This is a genomic window from Acanthopleuribacter pedis (genome assembly GCF_017377855.1).
Lineage (GTDB): Bacteria > Acidobacteriota > Holophagae > Acanthopleuribacterales > Acanthopleuribacteraceae > Acanthopleuribacter > Acanthopleuribacter pedis.
Map to the genome: position 1 here is coordinate 23,676 of NZ_JAFREP010000018.1, position 17,888 is coordinate 41,563.

Consider the following 17,888-nt stretch of genomic DNA (forward strand, 5'->3'; position numbering starts at 1 on the left):
CATGAGCCCGACCTATGTTACCGCCCCGAAGGAGTCCCCCCTTGTCCCAATTCCCGTTGATCCGTCCCCTTGCTTTGTGCCTCCTCCTCGCCCTGCTGCTGCAGTGCCGGCAAGGCCACGACCTCGACGCGCCAAAAGCCAAAAAAGACACGCCCCAGAACACCGAGGTCATTGATCTGATCAACGACAACCAACCGGAAGAAGCCCTTGCCGCGCTGCAGGCCGGCGCCGATCCACGCCAAACCAATCGGTTTGGGGACACTGCGCTGATGTGGGCCGCGGCCAAAGGGTACCGGGACATCGTCGACCTCCTGCTTTCCAAAAAGGTCGATATCCACCACACCGGATCCTACGGCCGCAACGCGCTCCACTGGGCGGCCCACGGCGGCGACAGCTACATCCTGCAACAAATGCTCGATGCGGGTCTCGACCCCAACAGCAACGACGAACGCCTCAAAACGCCGTTGGCCCTGGCCGCCCAACGGGGGCACCTCAAAAACTGCGAAGCCTTACTCAAAGCCGGTGCCGACGCAAATTTGCGCGACATGGACGGCGAAAGCCCGCTGATCTGGGCGATCCGCAACGAATTCCGCGAGTTGGTGGTGCTGCTGGCCTGTGCAACCCGTGATTTGACCCATACCAACTCGGAAGGCGAAAGCGCGATCAACATGATCCTTCAGTTGGACCGCCGTCCCTGGCTGGTGAACTCAGAGGTGCAAAGCTGCCATCCGCAAATCGAGTCCATCATCGAGAAAACCTACAACTTGCGCGAAACCAACCTCAACAAACAACCGGAACTCGATCTGGCCGCGATGAAAATCGCCCTTCACCAAGCAATCAATAAGGTCCGCCGCAAGCACAACCTCGTGCCCTTGGGAGAGGACGCCACACTGGACAAGGTCGCCCTCGGCCACAGCCGCGACATGGCCGCCCAAGACTTTTTTAACCACGTCAACCCCGCGGGCAAAAGTCCCAGTGACCGCGCGCAAGAGATCGGTTACAACACCCGCAAACAGGTCAGCGACACCGAATTTCTGGAAGGCATCGGGGAAAACATTTTCATGATGAGCCAATCCGCTGGAAGCTCAACCCTTTACGACAAACAAGAAAAGCTGGTACAAAGGAGTTGGCACGAGGGCGACCAACTGGTTCGAGAAGCCGTCGAAAGTTGGATGGCCAGTCCCGGTCACCGCGAGAACATTCTCAAACCCGGTTATCGGCGGTCGGGAATCGGGCTCGCCATCGGAAAAAACCATTATGTCTATTTCACACAAAACTTCTTCTAACGGAAACGTGGCACGGCATCGAAACCCTTTACTTCAGCCATTCACGTAAAAAACAGCACTCACGAAAATCACTCGAGATGCACCTTTGTGATCCTGATCGCAAAGATCCCGGCTAGTCTGCCGGCTGCTTCTCGTCTGGAATAGCCTAAACACAATCGGTTTCTCTACAATGGGTTAGAACCGATCCGGGTGACGCACCGCTGTTAAAACGGCGCCACCCATGTATTTCTCAACCGCGCCAATCACCGTGCCGGCCCCCGTTCTTCATGAAAAAAACGGGTCGGCCTGGGAACGGCGCTCAAGCCGACGCAACGACGCGTCGATACGTAACGATAACTTATGCAGGATGACGCCATGGAAGGCAAATTTCGTGTACTGATCGTCGATGACGATCCCAATATCCTTTCAACCATGCGGGCCATCGCCCGCCACCACCGTATGCTCGAAACCGAGGTGGTGGATAAACCCATTTTGGCGGGCGGCAGAATTCGCCAAAACCCGCCGTACCACATTATTTTGACGGACCTTGTCATGCCGGGCATGACCGGCGTGGATCTCCTCAAATTGGCCAAGGCCAAGTCGCCCGATACCAAGGTTATTCTGGTCGCGGGTTTCGGCGACCAACAAATGCTGATGGACGCCATCAAATTCGGGGTTTACGACTACATCCACAAGCCGTTCCGGCCGGAAGAGCTGAACCTAATGCTCAACAACTGTACCGAGCGCTGCCTCCATCTCCGTGAGAATGCGAAACTGCGGCTTGAAGTCGACCATCTCAAGGCAGGCCGGCAACAGGCCACCTTGGAAATCACCAACCTGCGTCACGAGAACGAGCGTTTGCGCCAACAGCTTCACCAATTTCAGCCCCAGAGTGATTCGGAACCAACCAACATCAATGAAGCAATCGCGGCGGCGGCGGCCAAGAAGGTGAGCAACATTCAACCCTACGACATCTACCGCGAGCTTAAGGAAGTGAGCAACCTCCTGGAAAACAACCACATCTCCCAAGAAGAGTTTACGGAGATCCGCAAAAGTATTTTGAATCGCGCCTACGGCTCAAAAGAAGTGTCCGAGGTCCCATAGAAGGACAATGTTGACCGCCTAAATCCTAGCCGCCGGCTCCACCTGGGTTGAATGAAGTCGATTCAGGCGGTCCGTTGCACGCCTTCGAGTTTGTTGATTAATGACTCAGGTCGGGCACACATCAAGAAGGCCGAAACGCCGTCGCGCGTTCTTGGATCGGCCCCGCACCGCCAAAACAACGCCCATCACCCCAAACGATCTAAGTAAAATTTACGCCCAACCGCTTGTGGATCGATATAACCTAAAGAAGCGCGATAACTCGCGGCAGTTTTGACTAAACCTCTGGGCTACAACGGCCTGTGAAAATGCTCACCGCACCCAGCGGGTGCGCCTCCGCTTTTCCCAAGCCATTTCGCTCCAGATCTTTAGCCAAACCCCCTCGCTCTTATCGCGCCTCTTAGGTATAAGAGAGGTACCCGTTTCACCTCATCCAGAAGAGGATACCGTGGAACCCAAAACTACCCCGAAGACGGCTCTATCTCCACTTGCCTGTTTCACCGTGAGCGCGCTTGGTTATGTGTTTACGGCGTGGCTCGGCTTGTTTTCATTGATCCCGCCAGGTTACGCTACCGCCGTCTGGCCCGCCGCGGGGTGGGCGACGGCCACCCTGCTGTTCCTCGGGCGGCCCGCCTTGTGGGGCACGCTTGTCGGTGCCATGCTCGCCAACAGTTGCGTGAGCAGCCCGCCCACGCTCCTGCTCCAGGGCCTTGATCATTGGATTTCCCCCGCCGTGATTTCGGTGGGCGCAACCCTCCAAGCCAACCTCGGCGCCCATTTTTTCCGCCGCACCGGCGACGGCCCCGAACTGCCGACCCATCCCGTAGACCTCATTCGTTTACTGGCCCTTGCCGGCCCCGCGGCCTGTGTGATCTCACCCACCCTCGCCCACCTCGGGTTTCTCGCATTGGGCCGCACAACCTTGGCAACCCTTCCGTTTAGTTGGTTTACCTGGTGGATCGGTGACACCATCGGCGTGATGCTCGTGGCCCCACTCCTGGTGTTTCTGTTTGGTAACCAAAAACAAGCGCTCGCCCGACGTTTGATCCACGGCGGCTGCTCGGTGATGTTCTGCCTGATTTTGTTTGGCTTGGTACGCTGGGTCGAATCTCAGAATCGCACCGCGCTCGAGCTGGAACTCAGCCGTAACCACGCCCACCTGGTCAACGTGTTGGAACTCGGCTTCCGCCAAAACCTGCAAACCCTGGATTACCTCAGCACGGTTCTCAACCACAAAACGCCCGCTTCCAAGGCAGATCTAACCCGCCAAACCCAAGCGTTTTGGGAACAGGCTCCCGAACTGAGCCACATCTTTTGGAAAGCGGGCGAAACGGCCGAGAACCCGGATCGGATCTGGGTGACGCGCCGCCCCCACCGCGGCGCGAGATCGGCCGAGGCATCAATTGGGCAAGAACACGCCTGGTCAGAAACCTTCGCAAAACACCCGACAACGGAACAATCCCCGACTCAGGTTGTCGTTTTCGAGGATCACCGCTTGCTGCTGTACCGCGAGTTTGTCGATGCCGCCCGTCTCGGCGCGGTGTTCCGGCTCGATCCCCTGATCCTCGATTCCCTCGGCTCGCAACCCCGCACCCAAGTGCATCTCGAAGCCCAAGGCCCAAAGGGTTGGACGGTCTTTTTCGCCCTGACCCACAATCATCAACTCAAGGCCAAAGCCCCTCACCTGTTTCAAAGAGTCGCCACGGTCCAACTTGGTCCGCGAACGATAAGGCTCACCACCAGCTATCCCGACCGCTATGTGGTGGAGCAGGTCCACGCCTCCAGTTGGCTGTTGCTAACCGGCGGCTTTTTGCTGACCGCGCTGTTGGTGGCCGTCAGCATCGTCATTTTAAGCAGCACCCGCGAGGTGCGCGACCGGGTTGAAGAGCAGACCCGTGACTTGCGCTCGGTAAACGAGCGCTTGCGGGTTAACGAAACCTTCCTGAACCAACTGGTGGAATCGATGCCTTTTATGGTGTGGGTCAAAAATGCCGCCGATTTCCGCTTGATCCGCGCCAACCAGGCGGTGCGTGACTTTTTACAAAAGGACAGCGTTTCTTTGACCCGCGAAAATGATTTTGACTGGTTCTCCCACGAAACCGCCCGCCGTATTCGCGGCATGGACCTCGATTGTGTGCGCCAGGTGGGTACCCGGCTGATCGAAAAGGAGCGCATCAGCCGGAACGAAACCGAGTACTGGTTCCGTACCGTTCGGGTGTGCATTCCCGACCACGCGGGCCGAGCCAAGTACCTGCTCACGGTGAACATCGACATTACCGAACAGGAAACGGCGCGCGAGGAATTGGATACCATCGTCAAAGCCTTTCCCGATCTGTACATCTGGCTCGACGAACACGGCACCATCGCGGGGTTTCACACGATGGAAAAACAAATTTACACGGACTCGGCGGGTTTGGTGGGCGAATACCTTACGGCCGTGTTCCCTGCCTCGGCTGAAATCCCCATGCTCCAAGCGTTGCGCCGGGTAATTGACCGGGAGCGCATGCAAATCGTGACCTACGACATGGCCATGATCAATCACGGCGATCAGTATTTCGAGGCGCGCTTGCTGCCCATCTCGGGCCGACGGGTTTTGGCCATCGTACGCAACATCAGCGAGACCAAGCTGGCGCAGCAGCGTTTGGAGGAAGCCAAGGAACGGGCTGAATCGGCAAGCCACGCCAAAAGTCAATTTTTGGCCAACATGAGCCACGAAATCCGCACCCCAATCAACGCCATCATGGGCATGAGTGAGTTGGTGCTGGACAGCCCGCTGAGTGAGGAACAACGCGAACAGGTCCGAACCGTGGCCGAAAGCGCCGACTCGCTGCTGTTCCTGCTCAACGACATCCTCGATTACGCAAAAATTGAGGCGGGCAAATTGGAATTAGATCCCTTTCCCTTCGATCCACGCACCCACCTGCAACGCACCGTGGCGATGCACCGCATTCGCGCCGCCGAGAAGAAGATCGCGCTGGATATCGACATTGACACGGGTGTTCCCGCGGTGATTATCGCCGACGGGCACCGGCTCCGCCAGATCCTGGTGAACCTCATCGGCAACGCGGTCAAGTTCACCGACGACGGGCGCATTACGGTCGCTTGCGCCCTGCTGGAAAAAGGCCTCCGAACCGTGGTCCTTCAATTTTCCGTGAGCGACACGGGGATTGGGATACCGCCCGAAAAGCAGTCCCTCATCTTTGAAGCCTTCGCCCAAGCCGACGGTAGCACCACCCGCCATTACGGCGGTACCGGCTTGGGCTTGGCGATTTCGGCGCAATTGGTCGACATGATCGGAAGCCACTTCAACTTGGCATCGGAACAAGGCGTGGGTAGCACTTTTTCCTTTCGGATGAAGTGCGCCTACAGCGAGACCCCTTTGGAAGCAACCCCTCCCCCCACCACCGAACCACCCAAACCCGCCAAACCGGAACCAGAAAATCAATCCTTAGCGGTCTTGGTCGCGGAGGATAACCCGATTAACCAGAAAGTCATCAAAAAAATGTTAACGGGGCTGGGTCACCGGGTCACGCTAAGCGGCAACGGCGCTGAAGCGGTGGAAACCTTCCAAACAGGGCGCTTCGACCTGCTATTTATGGACATTCAAATGCCGGTCATGGACGGTTTTGCGGCGACTCGGGCCATCCGCGCTTGGGAGGTAGAACACGGCGGACGCATCCCGATCATCGCGGCGACGGCCAACGCGATGAAAGGCGACGAGGAAGCCTGCCTGGCCGCGGGCATGGATGCTTACATCACCAAACCCTTTAAGAAAAACCAAATCAAATCCATGATTGAAGCCCAGGTTAGCGATACAGAGGCAAAAGACGGTGATGAAAAACCTAGCCCCGGCGATTAGGGCAGACCATACCAACCGGTCGGTTATTCTCGATGAAAACACACAAACGTTTGAAAAACAGCAAAAGTCGCCTTTCTGTGAACGACCTTTCCGAGTTAGACTTTAACCTAACAGAAGCGCGATACCTCGCGGTGATTCTTCGGGGACCACGCAGACAAACCGTTGGACGATTCACCCGAATCGCTTCCCTCTGGAACGCCCAACCGCTCTTCCTCGTCGCCTGATCGTTGAACATCGGGCCCTGACTCACACTTTTTGGTTCTTTTCTCTTTTTTGAAAAGGATTTTGCCCGCTTACCCCCTCGTATTACCGAAGCAGCTCACTTCACGCAATCAAACCCAAAACGGCACGCAGACACTTTTTGGGTTGAAACGAGGCAGTCCATGCAGTTTTCTTTTAGCGTTTCCAACCTGGTTCGCAAAATTCAGGGCCTCGCCAACGGCGGTAAAGATCCGCTGATCGGCGTGGAGCTGGGACCGCCCGGCCAAGAGGTCAAAATCATCAAAGAACTGGGCGCGGGCAGCATGGGCACGGTATACAAAGCTTGTCAGGGCTCCTTGGAACGCACCGTGGCCGTGAAGTTTTTGGCACGGGGCTACAAAATGGACGACCCCGATTCCGCCAAACGTTTTTACAACGAGGCCCGTGCCATGGCGCAGTTGCGCAGCCCCCACATCGTGCATGTTTATTTTGTCGGCCATTACCTCGACCTACCCTACCTGGTGATGGAATACTTGGACGGCTACAACCTGGAAACCTACCTGCGCATGCACGAGCGCCTGGAAGTAAACGAGGCCTTGGAGTTGATGCGCCAAGTGCTGAAGGGTTTGGCCCAGGCCCACGAACGCGGCAAAGTTCACCGCGACATCAAGCCGGCCAACATCATGGTGACGGGCAACCGGACCGCGGTCATTCTCGATTTCGGTTTGGTACGCGATTCAGCAGGCACACGGGTCACGCTGGAAGACGAAATTCTGGGTACCCCACTGTACGTGGCGCCGGAACAAATCGAGGGCCACCAAACGGACGAACGCGTCGATTTATACGCGGTCGGTATTATTTTGTACGAGCTGATCACGGGCCACGCGCCCTTCGACGGCAAAGATTATATTGAGGTGTTGAAGCAACATATCGAAAACCCTTTACCTAACCCGGAAACCTTTGGGGTTTCCATCGACCCCTGTGTCATGGGCGTGATTGAGGGATTGACCGCCAAAAACCCGGAAGAACGTTTTTCCTCGGCGCGCGAGGCGATTCTAGCCATTGACCGCCAATACAAGCGTTTGCAAGACGGCTTGCCCTGTAGCGCAACACCGGAACCGCCACCACCACAAGAGGAACACATTGGCGTGGCCGTCAACCGCCGCGGCGAAATCACCACCAAACTGGGCGACATATCGGAACGTTACGCCACCTCGCTGCACCTACTCAACACCATCATGCACGAATTCAAAGCCTTAGAACCCCTGGGCGAATTCAGCCGCGGCCGGATCACAACCGAGGACACCCACGTGCTGGTGATTCCCCACGGCAGTGGTTTGGCCGGGCTGAAGTGCACCTGTAACCATCGCCTCAGCGAGCTCAACCAACGCGAGTACGAGGCCTTGGCCGAGTGCTTCGAGGAGCGAGAAGTATGAGTCTTGGCTTGGAGGATATGGAGGGCGTATCCGGCTGCCGCTGGGCCGCGCTCTGTTGGGATCACGGCGTGGTAGAGCTTACCGAAAGTGCCCCGGTCGACGCCCGCAAGAAATTGGCGTTGATCAGCAAAGTGATCGCGGCGACGCCGGTCGCCATGGTGGCGGGCAATCTGGCTTTTGACCACGGCCGGGTGCTGTTGCGCCGCGCCGCACCGCGCACGCTGATCGTTTTTGCCGATCCCGAGGTCAACGGGGAAATGATCGATGTCATCGCCGACGCCATGAAGCTGCCCCAGGACAAAGACACCATGGTACCGACCACCCCGACCGTCATCGAAACCTTTCCCCAATAAAACGCAAAAAACCCGGCTGCCGTGAAGTGACAACCGGGTTTTTTGAGACCTTATCGGAGGAGCGGTGGTTATTTAGAGATCCACACGCGACCGACGATTTCTTCAGAGTCAATGGTAACCAAGTCTTGACCGGCCATGCCTTTGAGCGTTTCGATGATCGCCTCGTAGTCAATTTTATCGACGTCGGTCATGATGGCTTCAAACAGGGTCAAGGGGATTTTCACTTGCAGGTCCTGTACTTCATCGTTGGTCACGTTCACCATCAAGAATTCTTCGTCGGTTTTCACACTGACCTTGCCCTCGGGACCGTCAACCTGAACAAACTCGGTGGGGCCCGCATCGCGAATCGACGCCCACAAGGCTTTGATATCAACACCGTGGTCACCCTCGTGAACCTCGGTCAAAATCTCTTCGATCTGGGGACGCATGCTTTCGATAAAGGTGAGCGGTAAGCTCATTTTCATGTTGCCCTGTTCACCGCCGAAATTCTGAAGATCGACATTAATCATGTAGGCGGGTTCTTTTGCCTGGGCAAAAGCAACGCTCACCAAACTCAATGACAACAAAACGACCAAAAACTTTTTCATGTGATTCCTCCCGAGCCACGCTTCGTAATCTGACCCAGCAAACGGGAAAGCGGCGACGACGGTTTAGCAAAAAAATATTTTTTTTTCACATCGGCCCCATTCACTTCCAGGATCACTTGGTGATGACGGCGAGGTTGGAAACCCTGTGTGGTTCCACAATGGGGGTGGTGATGACCCATCCTACACCTCACCAGCATTTCCCACCAAGGGTTCCCCACTGGGATGCGCTTCAACCGCGAGGTGTCCCCCTGGGATTTAGCGAGGTATTCTCTAGTTCTTAGGACACCGGGAAACGAGGATGCGGCCGGCGCCCTTTTCCAACCCTTCCCGATATGGATGAAGCGGTTACTTCGATGTCGCTAACCCGCATAGAATCCCAGCCTTTTCCCGCACGACAAACAACGTCGCCCGCCGGGCTAGGCTTGATGTGCATCGCGTGCCGGGGGGCCCTGGAACAAACTGGTCCTCACACCCTACATCAAATTCATGGGGCCATTGAAGACCCTTTGCAAGACCCCATTGCGCCGACTCTAAATAACCCCGTCCGGCCCATTCTCCCAAAACTTTGCAACCTCGCTTTTCCGGGCTCGGTTACAATCGGGGCACATTTCCTATCGCCAAGGTGGACAGCATGCTCGTTCTTTTGTTTTCCGGTTTTCTGCTTTTCGGCCCCAAGTCTGTAGATCTGGTGCCCGTTCACAAACTTTCAGCCATTCCCGAGGACGCCGACAACTTTTTGCAAAACCCCTGGGACGCCACGGTCAGTCCCGCCGGCAAGGTTTATATCCTGGACTTGGCCGAAGCCACGGTGTTCCACTGGGACGAAAGCGGCAAATTTTTAGGGAACTTCGCCAAACGGGGTCAGGGTCCCGGCGATTTGATGATTAGCTCGCGTATCGGTGGTCCCCAGGCCAGCATTGCCACCCGCGGCGAAGAACTGGTGGTTTACGACGGCGGCCTGCGCAAAATTAACCGCTTCAAAAGCGATGGTACTTTTGTTTCCGCGGTCAACTTCAACCTGGCCCGCGGCCGAACCGAATCCTTCCGCCCCCTCAACAACGGGAACTACTTGATTCACCACCGCAGCTTCGGCGGTGAATCCTCGGCGCCCACGGTCAATGTCGGCATTTTCAAAGAAGACGGCACCGAGGTCAAAGAACTGTTCACCATGCCCGACACCTCCTGGAAACCCCGCAAGGACGGCGAGCGCGGCATTGTCATGATCGGCTACAGCCGCGATGTTTTTGTGCATTACGACGCCGACGCCGACCGCATCATCATCGCCGACACCGACAAACCCGTCGCCCAAGTCTTCGATCAAGAAGGCAAGCTGCAAACCACGGTTCAAATGAAACTGCCGCGGCCCGAGGTGTCCGCGGAAGACATCGCCGAATACCGCGAAATCGGCTGGCTGAAAAACAACAACTGGGTCAAGCTCGACTTCCCCGAAAAACACCAACTCTTCCAGTACATTATGCCCGACAAGAAAAACGGCTACATGGTGTTCCGCGAATCGCCGGTTTACTGCAACCTGGTGGGCGTATATGTCGACAGCAACGGCAAAACCACCGGCCGCGTCAACCTGGCCCTCGGTGAGGAAAGCCGCATTTTTGCCGCGCGTGGCAAGTTCCTCATTATTCGCGCCAATGAAGACGGTGACTTCAACGTTTACATCGCCGAACCCAAGCCCCAAACAACCTAAACCCCGGTGAAGCAACTCCTTAAAAGGCGCCCCGCCATGGGCGCCTTTTTCGTTTCAAGCCCTTCTTCGACAGAGCCCGCCGTTTCCAGTAACCTCTAGCGCATCCGTTCCGTGTTTCACGCCGGCCTCTCTAAGGCGCGGCGATTTCGAGCTTGCCCTGGGCGAACCCCGCCGCAAAACAGGTTAAGCAGACCTTCACATTTTTCTGCTTGTAAATGGTCCGCGTGTCCGCGAAAATTCCTGTAAGCATGCGCGTTAACTTATTTAACGACACATTTTTACATTACCAAAACGCGGTTTTTGGTTATGCTGGGAAAAAAATCGCATCCGCTTTAGGATCCAAACATGGGAGGTAACCGCTTGAAACAAGAACCACCGTCGCGCCGACCCGAGCTGTGGCAAGCCTTGGAGCAAGCCGAATCCCTGGGACACCACCCCTGTTCCGAAAAATTAAAAGCGGTGACGGCAGGCCCAACCAGCCTGACCTCCGCCGGGTTTCCCTACATTGATGAAGCCAGTTTCCAGTGGTTCATCTGCAAGGTACCCCACCTGTTTACCGACGGCCTGTTGATCCTGGATTGGGTCGACCGCTGTAAGGAAGTGGTCAAAAACGCGTTGGCAGCCGAACAAATCAGCGGGGAAGACGTTGATTCAGCGCAGCGCGCGCTGAAAGTAATCCAGAACATGGTCTTTACCGCCGCCATTACCGCACCTTCCGACCTGTGGCTGCTGCGTCACGTGTTGTCGACCCACAAGCTATTGGGCGTAACCGGTTGGCTGTTGAAGGACAATCCCTTAGATCCCGCCACCTTTGCGGCGAACAACGAATTCAACGAACGCCAGCTCAAGATCGATCTGCACTTTTTGCTTTCGCGGGGTTACTTGGTCAAACGGGACGGCGCGTTTTACATGTCGCCCGATCCGGCGCTGCGCCGCATGCAAGCCGACTTGAGCACGCTCACCAAGTCCGAACGCATCGATATGACCGGTGTGTGGATGGCCTGGTTTGGCGGGACACCCCACGGCGATTGGAACGGCGAACGGCTTCAAAGTTTGCTCAGTTTTTCCGCGAGCAAGCAGCGCTTGGACCGCGCCTGGTTCGCAAGTCATTGGGAGTTGGAAGCGGGATATCGCTTGCTCCCGATTGTGCTGGCCTTGCGCGCGCTGGACCTCACCAAAAACCTCACCGAGGGCGTGGTTTTCTCCGATGCGATTCCCCATCCCCTCGCCAACCTGCCGCGATTTTTGTCCCAATGCGGCCTGCTCACAACGGAAGGCGCGGTGACGGTGCTGGGCGCCCGCGTGTTCGAACGCGGACCGGGTCCATTTGGCATTGTCGGCGCTTACGCGAGTTACGCCGAACACCTGAGCGATATTTTGCGCGGTAAAACAAGCAGTGCCTGGGTGAGTCGCGGCGAAAACGTGGCCGCCAGCCAGGACGCCAACCGCAAAACCTTCGAAGCGGCCAACCAATCCCTCGACGATTTTTGCGCACGCTTTGGTTTTCAATACGGCGTCTATATCGAACACGCGGTCGGCAAAGGCGAAGCCACACGCCAGCGCTTTTTACGCAACGGCGAGGCGGATTTGCGTTATTTCGGGGCCGACCTGGAAGACGCCGCCATCGACGAGGCGGTCAAGGAACAGGCCAAGGGTTTTCTACCCGCCAACATGCAGTTCATTCGCAACGCCGACATCGGCCGCCCCGAAAAAATCACCGAGGCGCTGGATGCGGAGGGTTTGCGCGAGACCCACACGGTGATGGTCGTCGGCAACGGCTTTCACGAGGTGCGCGACCAATCGGATGAAAAAATGGTCGAGGTCTTCCGCGGCTACGCCGATGCGGGCATTCTGCTCATTTTCACGGAGGAAACCGGGCTCAGCGACGACGATTTGCTGAATACGGCCTGGAACACCTACCACGCGGGCTTTCGCCACGTCCACGAAATGTCCGGGCAAGGGCTGCGCCCGTCCTGGCGCAGTCATGAGGGCGGTTTGCTGAGCTGGTCGGAATGCGCCCGCCAAGCGGGTTACCGGGTGTTGGATCGCTACACGCGTTCCACGCGCACCATCTACCCCTACAAAAAGGGCAAGCGCAAAAACCCCGCCATCAGCGTGACCTATTTTTGCGTGCCGGAAAGCATGTGCGCCACCTACAACGTGTGTGATTAAGTCGCAAAACAAGCGAACACCGGCCGGCTAAGGCCACCCTTAGCCGGCCGGTGTGACGCTAGAAACCGAAAATCGTAAAGGCGACGCGCTGCACCACGCTAAAGATTTTGGGGAACACCAAGAACACAACGAGAAACCCAATCATGCCCATACCGCGCAACTTGTGACGGATCTCTTCCGCCCGGTGTTCGGGGAAAAACAGCAGAATGATTTCGGCACCGTCTAACGGCGGGACCGGGATCATGTTAAAGACGAACAACAACAGGTTCAGCGTGGCGAAGATTTCAGAAAACCGCCCAAGGAATTCAAGCATTTCGGGACCCAAATCCGCACCGAAAAACAGGACGGCGTGCATACAAGCAATGCCCACCAGAAACAGCGCCAGGTTCGCGGAAGGCCCGGCCAACGCCATCAAGGCCGCGCGTTTGGGATGGCGGGCGGCCCAGTAGGGATCATAGGGCGCGCTGGCCCAACCGATCATGCTGCCTGAGAGGAAAAAAGAGATCGCGGGAATCACGACCATGCCGACCGGCTCACGTTGGATGTGCGGCACCGGGTTCAAACTAACCTGACCGGCGGCGTAGGCGGTGTCGTCACCGCCCAATTTGGCGGCCAAGGCGTGGGCCGCCTCGTGGCAGGTCGCCGAAAAAATAAACACACTGGCCCACATGAGAAAATTAATCATCGTGGCGGAGTCGATAAAGCACCTCGCATTGGATTGAACCGGATCGGGATCGAGCGGCCATTGGGGCGCGCTCAAAACCTCATATTCTACCCGAACTTGAATCAGGTCATAGGGATTCTTGGCGTCGACCCGCGCGCGGGTTGCCTTCGATTTAAGACGGAAAAAAGGTGGGTTTGGTCCGGCAAAACACCGAATTGCGTGGTGCTTCCGGCTGATCCGCAATTGCGGCGCCCGGCCGCCTGTGGCAGACTTTGGCCAGCCTCCCTCCGTTCGGGCCCCTTTTCCGAGACCTTAGCGCCCGAATCCGCGTAGAACATCCCAGCGCCCCCGCGCGTAACGACCCACGCCGAGGAAACACCGCTTGTCGTCGCTCATCGAACGCCTTCAACTCAACCACGCCGTCACCAACCTGCACCGCTTCGGCAGCTTTGTCTTAGACCAAAGCCGCCAAACAGGCCGGGGTTTCGTCCGTTTGTTCGCCGCGGTCCGGGTCCTCGGGCAACGGGGAAGCGCCCTGCAATGGACGGCGATGGTTACCTCCGTCTTCTTGTTTGCCGGACTCGTGCTCGCTTTGCCGATCTTCGCCCTGTGGCTGCTGCGTCTGGTGTTGCTTGGTTTTTTGGCCGTCGGCCTATGGTATGGGACCCGCCTGCGTCGTTCCGCCGCGGTGGTTCGCGCCAACAAAGCGCCCGTCTACCAACGTATCGAACACCATGCCCGCGCCTATGCCGCCTGGTTCGGGTTGCTCCAAGTAGGCCTGCCGTTGCTCCCGCTGCTGCTCGCCAACCTGCTTTTGCTGGAAGGCCGCTTCAGCTTGCTCCCCCTGCTTGTCGCGGCCGCGGCCGTCGGCGCCGCCGCCTATGCCTGCACCGGCTGGGGAAGGCGTCCCGATCTTCTCGGTATCTGTTGGCAACAGGAGCGCCTGTTCAGCAGCGGGGCGGCCTGGCATGTGGGGCTGCGTTACCAACAAGCGGCACGGGCTGATTTAGCGGCCGACAACAGCCGCTTACAACACTTGGCCAACTTAATGGAGCGCGCGGACCCATCCCAGCAAATCCCCCGTTTACCGATGTTCACCAACGGCCCCTTGCGCGGCGAGGTGCGCCTGCGCTTGCCGCGGTTGTTGCTCGTCCAACTTTTGGCGATCTTGCTAATCTTACCGCCCTTGCTTTGGTTTGAACCCGCTTGGATACCGGGCGATTTTTGGCCGCAACCCAATGCCCAAAATGTGCTCGGCACCCCTGGTGACCCTGACAGGCAGAGCGAAGCGAAGGACGACTCCGAACAGCGTGAAGCACAACAAGAAGGCGGCGGCCTACCGGGTGATCAAACCGCGCCGGGCGACGCTGCCGGCGGGCGCAACGAAGGCGAGGGACAAAGCGAACAAGGCGAAACGCGGGATGGGCAAAGCGACGACTCGGGGAGCAGCGACCAAAACAGCAAGCCTCAGAAGAACGGTGAAAGCGCCAACAAAAACAGCCCGAGCAGCCAGAATCAGCAGGGCCGAAAAAACGCGTCCCAGGGCGGCGGGTCCGGCGAATCGGCCGAGCAACAGCGGCCCGAGTCGGGAGACGGGACGCCGCAAAAGGGCGAGGCCGGCCCCAACGGGCAGGCAACGGAACAGCGCCCGCCCGCGGATGCGTCACGCGATGAAGCATCAGACCAAGGTAACCCATCCGCCTCGGACGAACATCAACCCGGCGACACGTCCCGAGATCAAACCGGCGAAGGGTCCGGTGATCCATCCGGTGATCAGCGCCAATCGGGCGACCAACCGAGTGATCCGGGCGAAAAAAGCGCTCAAGAGCCCGGCCAAAACCAAGGCAACCCTTCGGAGGACGCCGCCGAAAACGGTGAAACCACGGAGACAACGGGCGGTGATGCCGAAAAAGGATCGCCGAGCGATGGCGAAAAGGCCGAGCCAGGTTCACCTTCCGGTCAACAATCCGGCGCGGAACCCAACGGCGACGCACCCGCCCAACCGCCAGGCTCCAGCGATGGCGGACCATCCGGCGCGGGGAACCCAAGCGAAGAAGCCCCCACCAAAGGCGAAGGTTCCGGTGGCAACGGCGCCGGGCAAGGTTCCGGCGACCAAGCCGGCGGCGGTTCCGGTGGGGAAATCACCATTAGCGAGGCCGAGGCCGTGGTGGCGGACGTCCCCCGTGCCGGCGACCAAACCATTGAAATCGACATCCCGCCGATGATGCAAAGCGGCAACGGCGACAGCAACCCCGATTCGAACGCCGAGACGCCCGAACCAACGCCCAAGGAGCGTCGTCGCGTGGCCTACCGCGAGGGGCGCCGCGCCACCGAGACAGGGGGTGCCACCCAACCGCTGCCCGCCTGGGTGGCCGAACTGCTCAAAGACCATCGCGCGGTGAACGCGCCCAACCAACCCAGCAAAAAACAATGAGGTACCCGTGAGTCAAGCCGTTAAATCCTTTGCCACCGCGCTCATCGACGCCACAAGCGTCACCATGTTCGGGGTGGAAACCGTGGGCAAACTCTGCCTGGTCGCATTCTACAGCGAGGGCCATGTGCTGCTGGAGGGCAACCCCGGCCTGGGCAAAACCGAGCTGATCAAAACCTTGGGTCGCGTGCTGGCGCTGCCGTTCGGCCGCATCCAATTCACGCCCGACCTCATGCCCGCCGACATCACCGGAACCTGGATGCCCGATTTCGAAAACCGCAACCAACTGCGCTTCCGCCAGGGGCCGATTTTCACCAACCTCCTGCTGGCGGACGAGATCAACCGGGCCACACCCAAAACCCAATCGGCCATGCTCGAGGCCATGGCCGAGCGCCAAGTCACCGTGTTGGGTGAACGCTACCAACTGGACCCCCCCTTTTTTGTGCTGGCGACCCAGAACCCCATCGACCACGAGGGGACCTTTGCCCTACCGGAAGCCCAGGCTGACCGTTTTATGTTTAAGATCGCCATGCCGACCCCGGACAACCACACCTTGCGCGCCATTCTCGCCAAGCAAACCGCGCCGCCAAATCCCGAGTCAGGCGCGGATCTCGACCGGAGCAAGCTGCCCCGCGACGTGGCCGACTCCAAGGCCAAATTCGCGGAGTTGGGCAAACGCATTCGCGCCACCGAGGTGCTGCCCTCGGTAGAACACCATGTGCTCAACCTGTTCGCCGCCACCAACGGTCGCTTCAACCAGTTACAAGGCCTGACCGGACCCCAAACCCAGCAGTTAAAAGCCTTACTCGACGACGCCTTGCTCTACGGGTTCGGCCCACGCGCCGCGGTCGCCCTGCAACTGGGCGCCAAAGCCTGGACACTGCTGTTCGAGGATAAAGATCAGGCCGACGCCGAATCACTGGCGCACATCATCATTCCCGCCCTACGCCATCGCTTGCAACTTTCGTTCGATTGGCTGGACCGGCAACCCCGCGCGGAGAACGAACCGAGCCGACTCAGCGCGGCCGACCAGTTTTTGGTGAAGCTTTGCGGTTTGTGCGCCCCCGCCGAACACGCTTACCGGCAACGCTTCGAAGCCCGCCTGGACCAAATCGCCGGGCAGGTCTAAGCGATGCGTTTCCCCTGGCAACGAAAGGCCGACCCGCCGCCCCCGGGACCGGAAGGCATGGTATTGCGCCCCCTCCCCCGCGAGGACCAGTGGCTCAACCGCTTTCATCTCGACGCGCGCCGTCGCGTTCGCGCGGGTGCGCAAGGTGGCCACCTCACCCGCCGTCGCGGTCAAAGCCTTCGTTTTCGTGAGTTCACCCCCTACCTCGCCGGCGACGATATTCGCGCCGTCGATTGGCGCCAATCCGCCCGCTTTGGGCCGGACCACGACCTGCTGGTGCGCCGCTTCGAGGCCGAAGAACCCCTCACCCTGATCGTCACCCTCGACGCCCGCCCCAGCATGTGGTTGCCGCAACCCCTGCCGAAAATGCAAATCGCGCTGTGGCTGACCGAGGCGCTGGCCCGCTTGACCTGCAAACAAGGCGACACCTTCGTGCTGCACCAATTGGCCACGGGTAAGGTTTATCCGGTCAAAACCCGGCGCGCGGCCGACACCCTCGTCGAACGCTGCCGCCTCGCCCCGGGGGAAACCGCGCCGGTGAACCTCGGCCAACTGGAACGCACCATGCCGCCGGCCGCGGTTTGGCTGGTGGTCAGCGATTTTTACAGCGAAGCACCGCAATGTCACGCGGCGCTGGCCGATCTCTGGCGTCGCGCGGCCCGCAAACACGTGTGGCGTACGCTGATCGACGTGAACGCCTGGCCAATGGAACGCGCGCTCCTCGGCCAGGGCGCGCGCCACATTCTCGGGCCCGGCCAACGCCTGGAGCAACCCTTCTTCCAAGTCGACAACGGCGTGCTGGCCCAGGTAGAACAACGCATCCAAACCGCCAAACACGCCGTGCAACAACCGCTTCAGCTCAAACCTCAAGACGCGCGCACCTGGTTCTGGCCCGAACAATCGGAACTGGACGCGGACGCCGCCCTCGCCTTTTTCCGGGCCCAATTCCAGCAGGATCCCCTGCTCAAACGCCTGTTCATGCGGTGAA

At 58.6% G+C, this 17,888-nt stretch carries 12 protein-coding genes; 10 read left to right on the forward strand and 2 right to left on the reverse strand.

Annotated features, from left to right (window positions below; genetic code table 11):
• Nucleotides 1-41 precede the first annotated feature (41 nt).
• The 5 genes from J3U88_RS18965 (at nucleotide 42) to J3U88_RS18985 (ending at nucleotide 8,215) form a co-directional block, all read left to right on the forward strand.
• A complete protein-coding gene (locus tag J3U88_RS18965; RefSeq protein ID WP_207860517.1) occupies nucleotides 42-1,286 on the forward strand; it encodes an ankyrin repeat domain-containing protein in 1,245 nt (414 codons plus the stop codon).
• Nucleotides 1,287-1,640: 354 nt separating this feature from the next.
• Nucleotides 1,641-2,369: a response regulator gene (locus J3U88_RS18970; protein ID WP_207860518.1), complete on the forward strand. Its 729-nt coding sequence runs from the start codon at nucleotides 1,641-1,643 to the stop codon at nucleotides 2,367-2,369.
• A 445-nt stretch (nucleotides 2,370-2,814) separates the two neighbouring features.
• Nucleotides 2,815-6,225, forward strand: coding sequence for a response regulator (locus tag J3U88_RS18975; RefSeq protein ID WP_207860519.1), 3,411 nt, complete (start codon nucleotides 2,815-2,817; stop codon nucleotides 6,223-6,225).
• A gap of 383 nt (nucleotides 6,226-6,608) precedes the next feature.
• Nucleotides 6,609-7,862: a serine/threonine-protein kinase gene (locus tag J3U88_RS18980; protein WP_207860520.1), complete on the forward strand. Its 1,254-nt coding sequence runs from the start codon at nucleotides 6,609-6,611 to the stop codon at nucleotides 7,860-7,862.
• Nucleotides 7,859-8,215, forward strand: coding sequence for a hypothetical protein (locus J3U88_RS18985; RefSeq protein WP_207860521.1), 357 nt, complete (start codon nucleotides 7,859-7,861; stop codon nucleotides 8,213-8,215). Before J3U88_RS18980 ends, J3U88_RS18985 begins: the two co-directional genes overlap by 4 nt.
• A gap of 68 nt (nucleotides 8,216-8,283) precedes the next feature.
• Here J3U88_RS18985 and J3U88_RS18990 read toward each other — a convergent pair whose 3' ends face one another.
• On the reverse strand, nucleotides 8,284-8,802 hold the full coding sequence (locus J3U88_RS18990; protein WP_207860522.1) for a hypothetical protein: 519 nt from the start codon (nucleotides 8,800-8,802) through the stop codon (nucleotides 8,284-8,286).
• 631 nt (nucleotides 8,803-9,433) lie between these two features.
• On the opposite strand from J3U88_RS18990, the gene J3U88_RS18995 reads away from it, so the two are divergent.
• A complete protein-coding gene (locus tag J3U88_RS18995; protein WP_207860523.1) occupies nucleotides 9,434-10,504 on the forward strand; it encodes a 6-bladed beta-propeller in 1,071 nt (356 codons plus the stop codon).
• A gap of 360 nt (nucleotides 10,505-10,864) precedes the next feature.
• A complete protein-coding gene (locus J3U88_RS19000; protein ID WP_207860524.1) occupies nucleotides 10,865-12,676 on the forward strand; it encodes a hypothetical protein in 1,812 nt (603 codons plus the stop codon).
• A 58-nt stretch (nucleotides 12,677-12,734) separates the two neighbouring features.
• Here the strand turns inward: J3U88_RS19000 and J3U88_RS35065 are convergent, their stop codons facing one another.
• Nucleotides 12,735-13,334, reverse strand: coding sequence for a site-2 protease family protein (locus J3U88_RS35065; protein WP_207860525.1), 600 nt, complete (start codon nucleotides 13,332-13,334; stop codon nucleotides 12,735-12,737).
• 388 nt (nucleotides 13,335-13,722) lie between these two features.
• On the opposite strand from J3U88_RS35065, the gene J3U88_RS19010 reads away from it, so the two are divergent.
• From J3U88_RS19010 to J3U88_RS19020, 3 genes are read left to right on the forward strand one after another with little or no spacing between them, the layout of a single operon-like run.
• Nucleotides 13,723-15,774: a hypothetical protein gene (locus J3U88_RS19010; protein ID WP_207860526.1), complete on the forward strand. Its 2,052-nt coding sequence runs from the start codon at nucleotides 13,723-13,725 to the stop codon at nucleotides 15,772-15,774.
• 7 nt (nucleotides 15,775-15,781) lie between these two features.
• Nucleotides 15,782-16,900: an AAA family ATPase gene (locus J3U88_RS19015; protein ID WP_207860527.1), complete on the forward strand. Its 1,119-nt coding sequence runs from the start codon at nucleotides 15,782-15,784 to the stop codon at nucleotides 16,898-16,900.
• A 57-nt stretch (nucleotides 16,901-16,957) separates the two neighbouring features.
• Nucleotides 16,958-17,887, forward strand: a complete 930-nt coding sequence (locus tag J3U88_RS19020; RefSeq protein ID WP_207860528.1) for a DUF58 domain-containing protein — start codon at nucleotides 16,958-16,960, stop codon at nucleotides 17,885-17,887.
• Nucleotide 17,888: the final 1 nt, after the last annotated feature.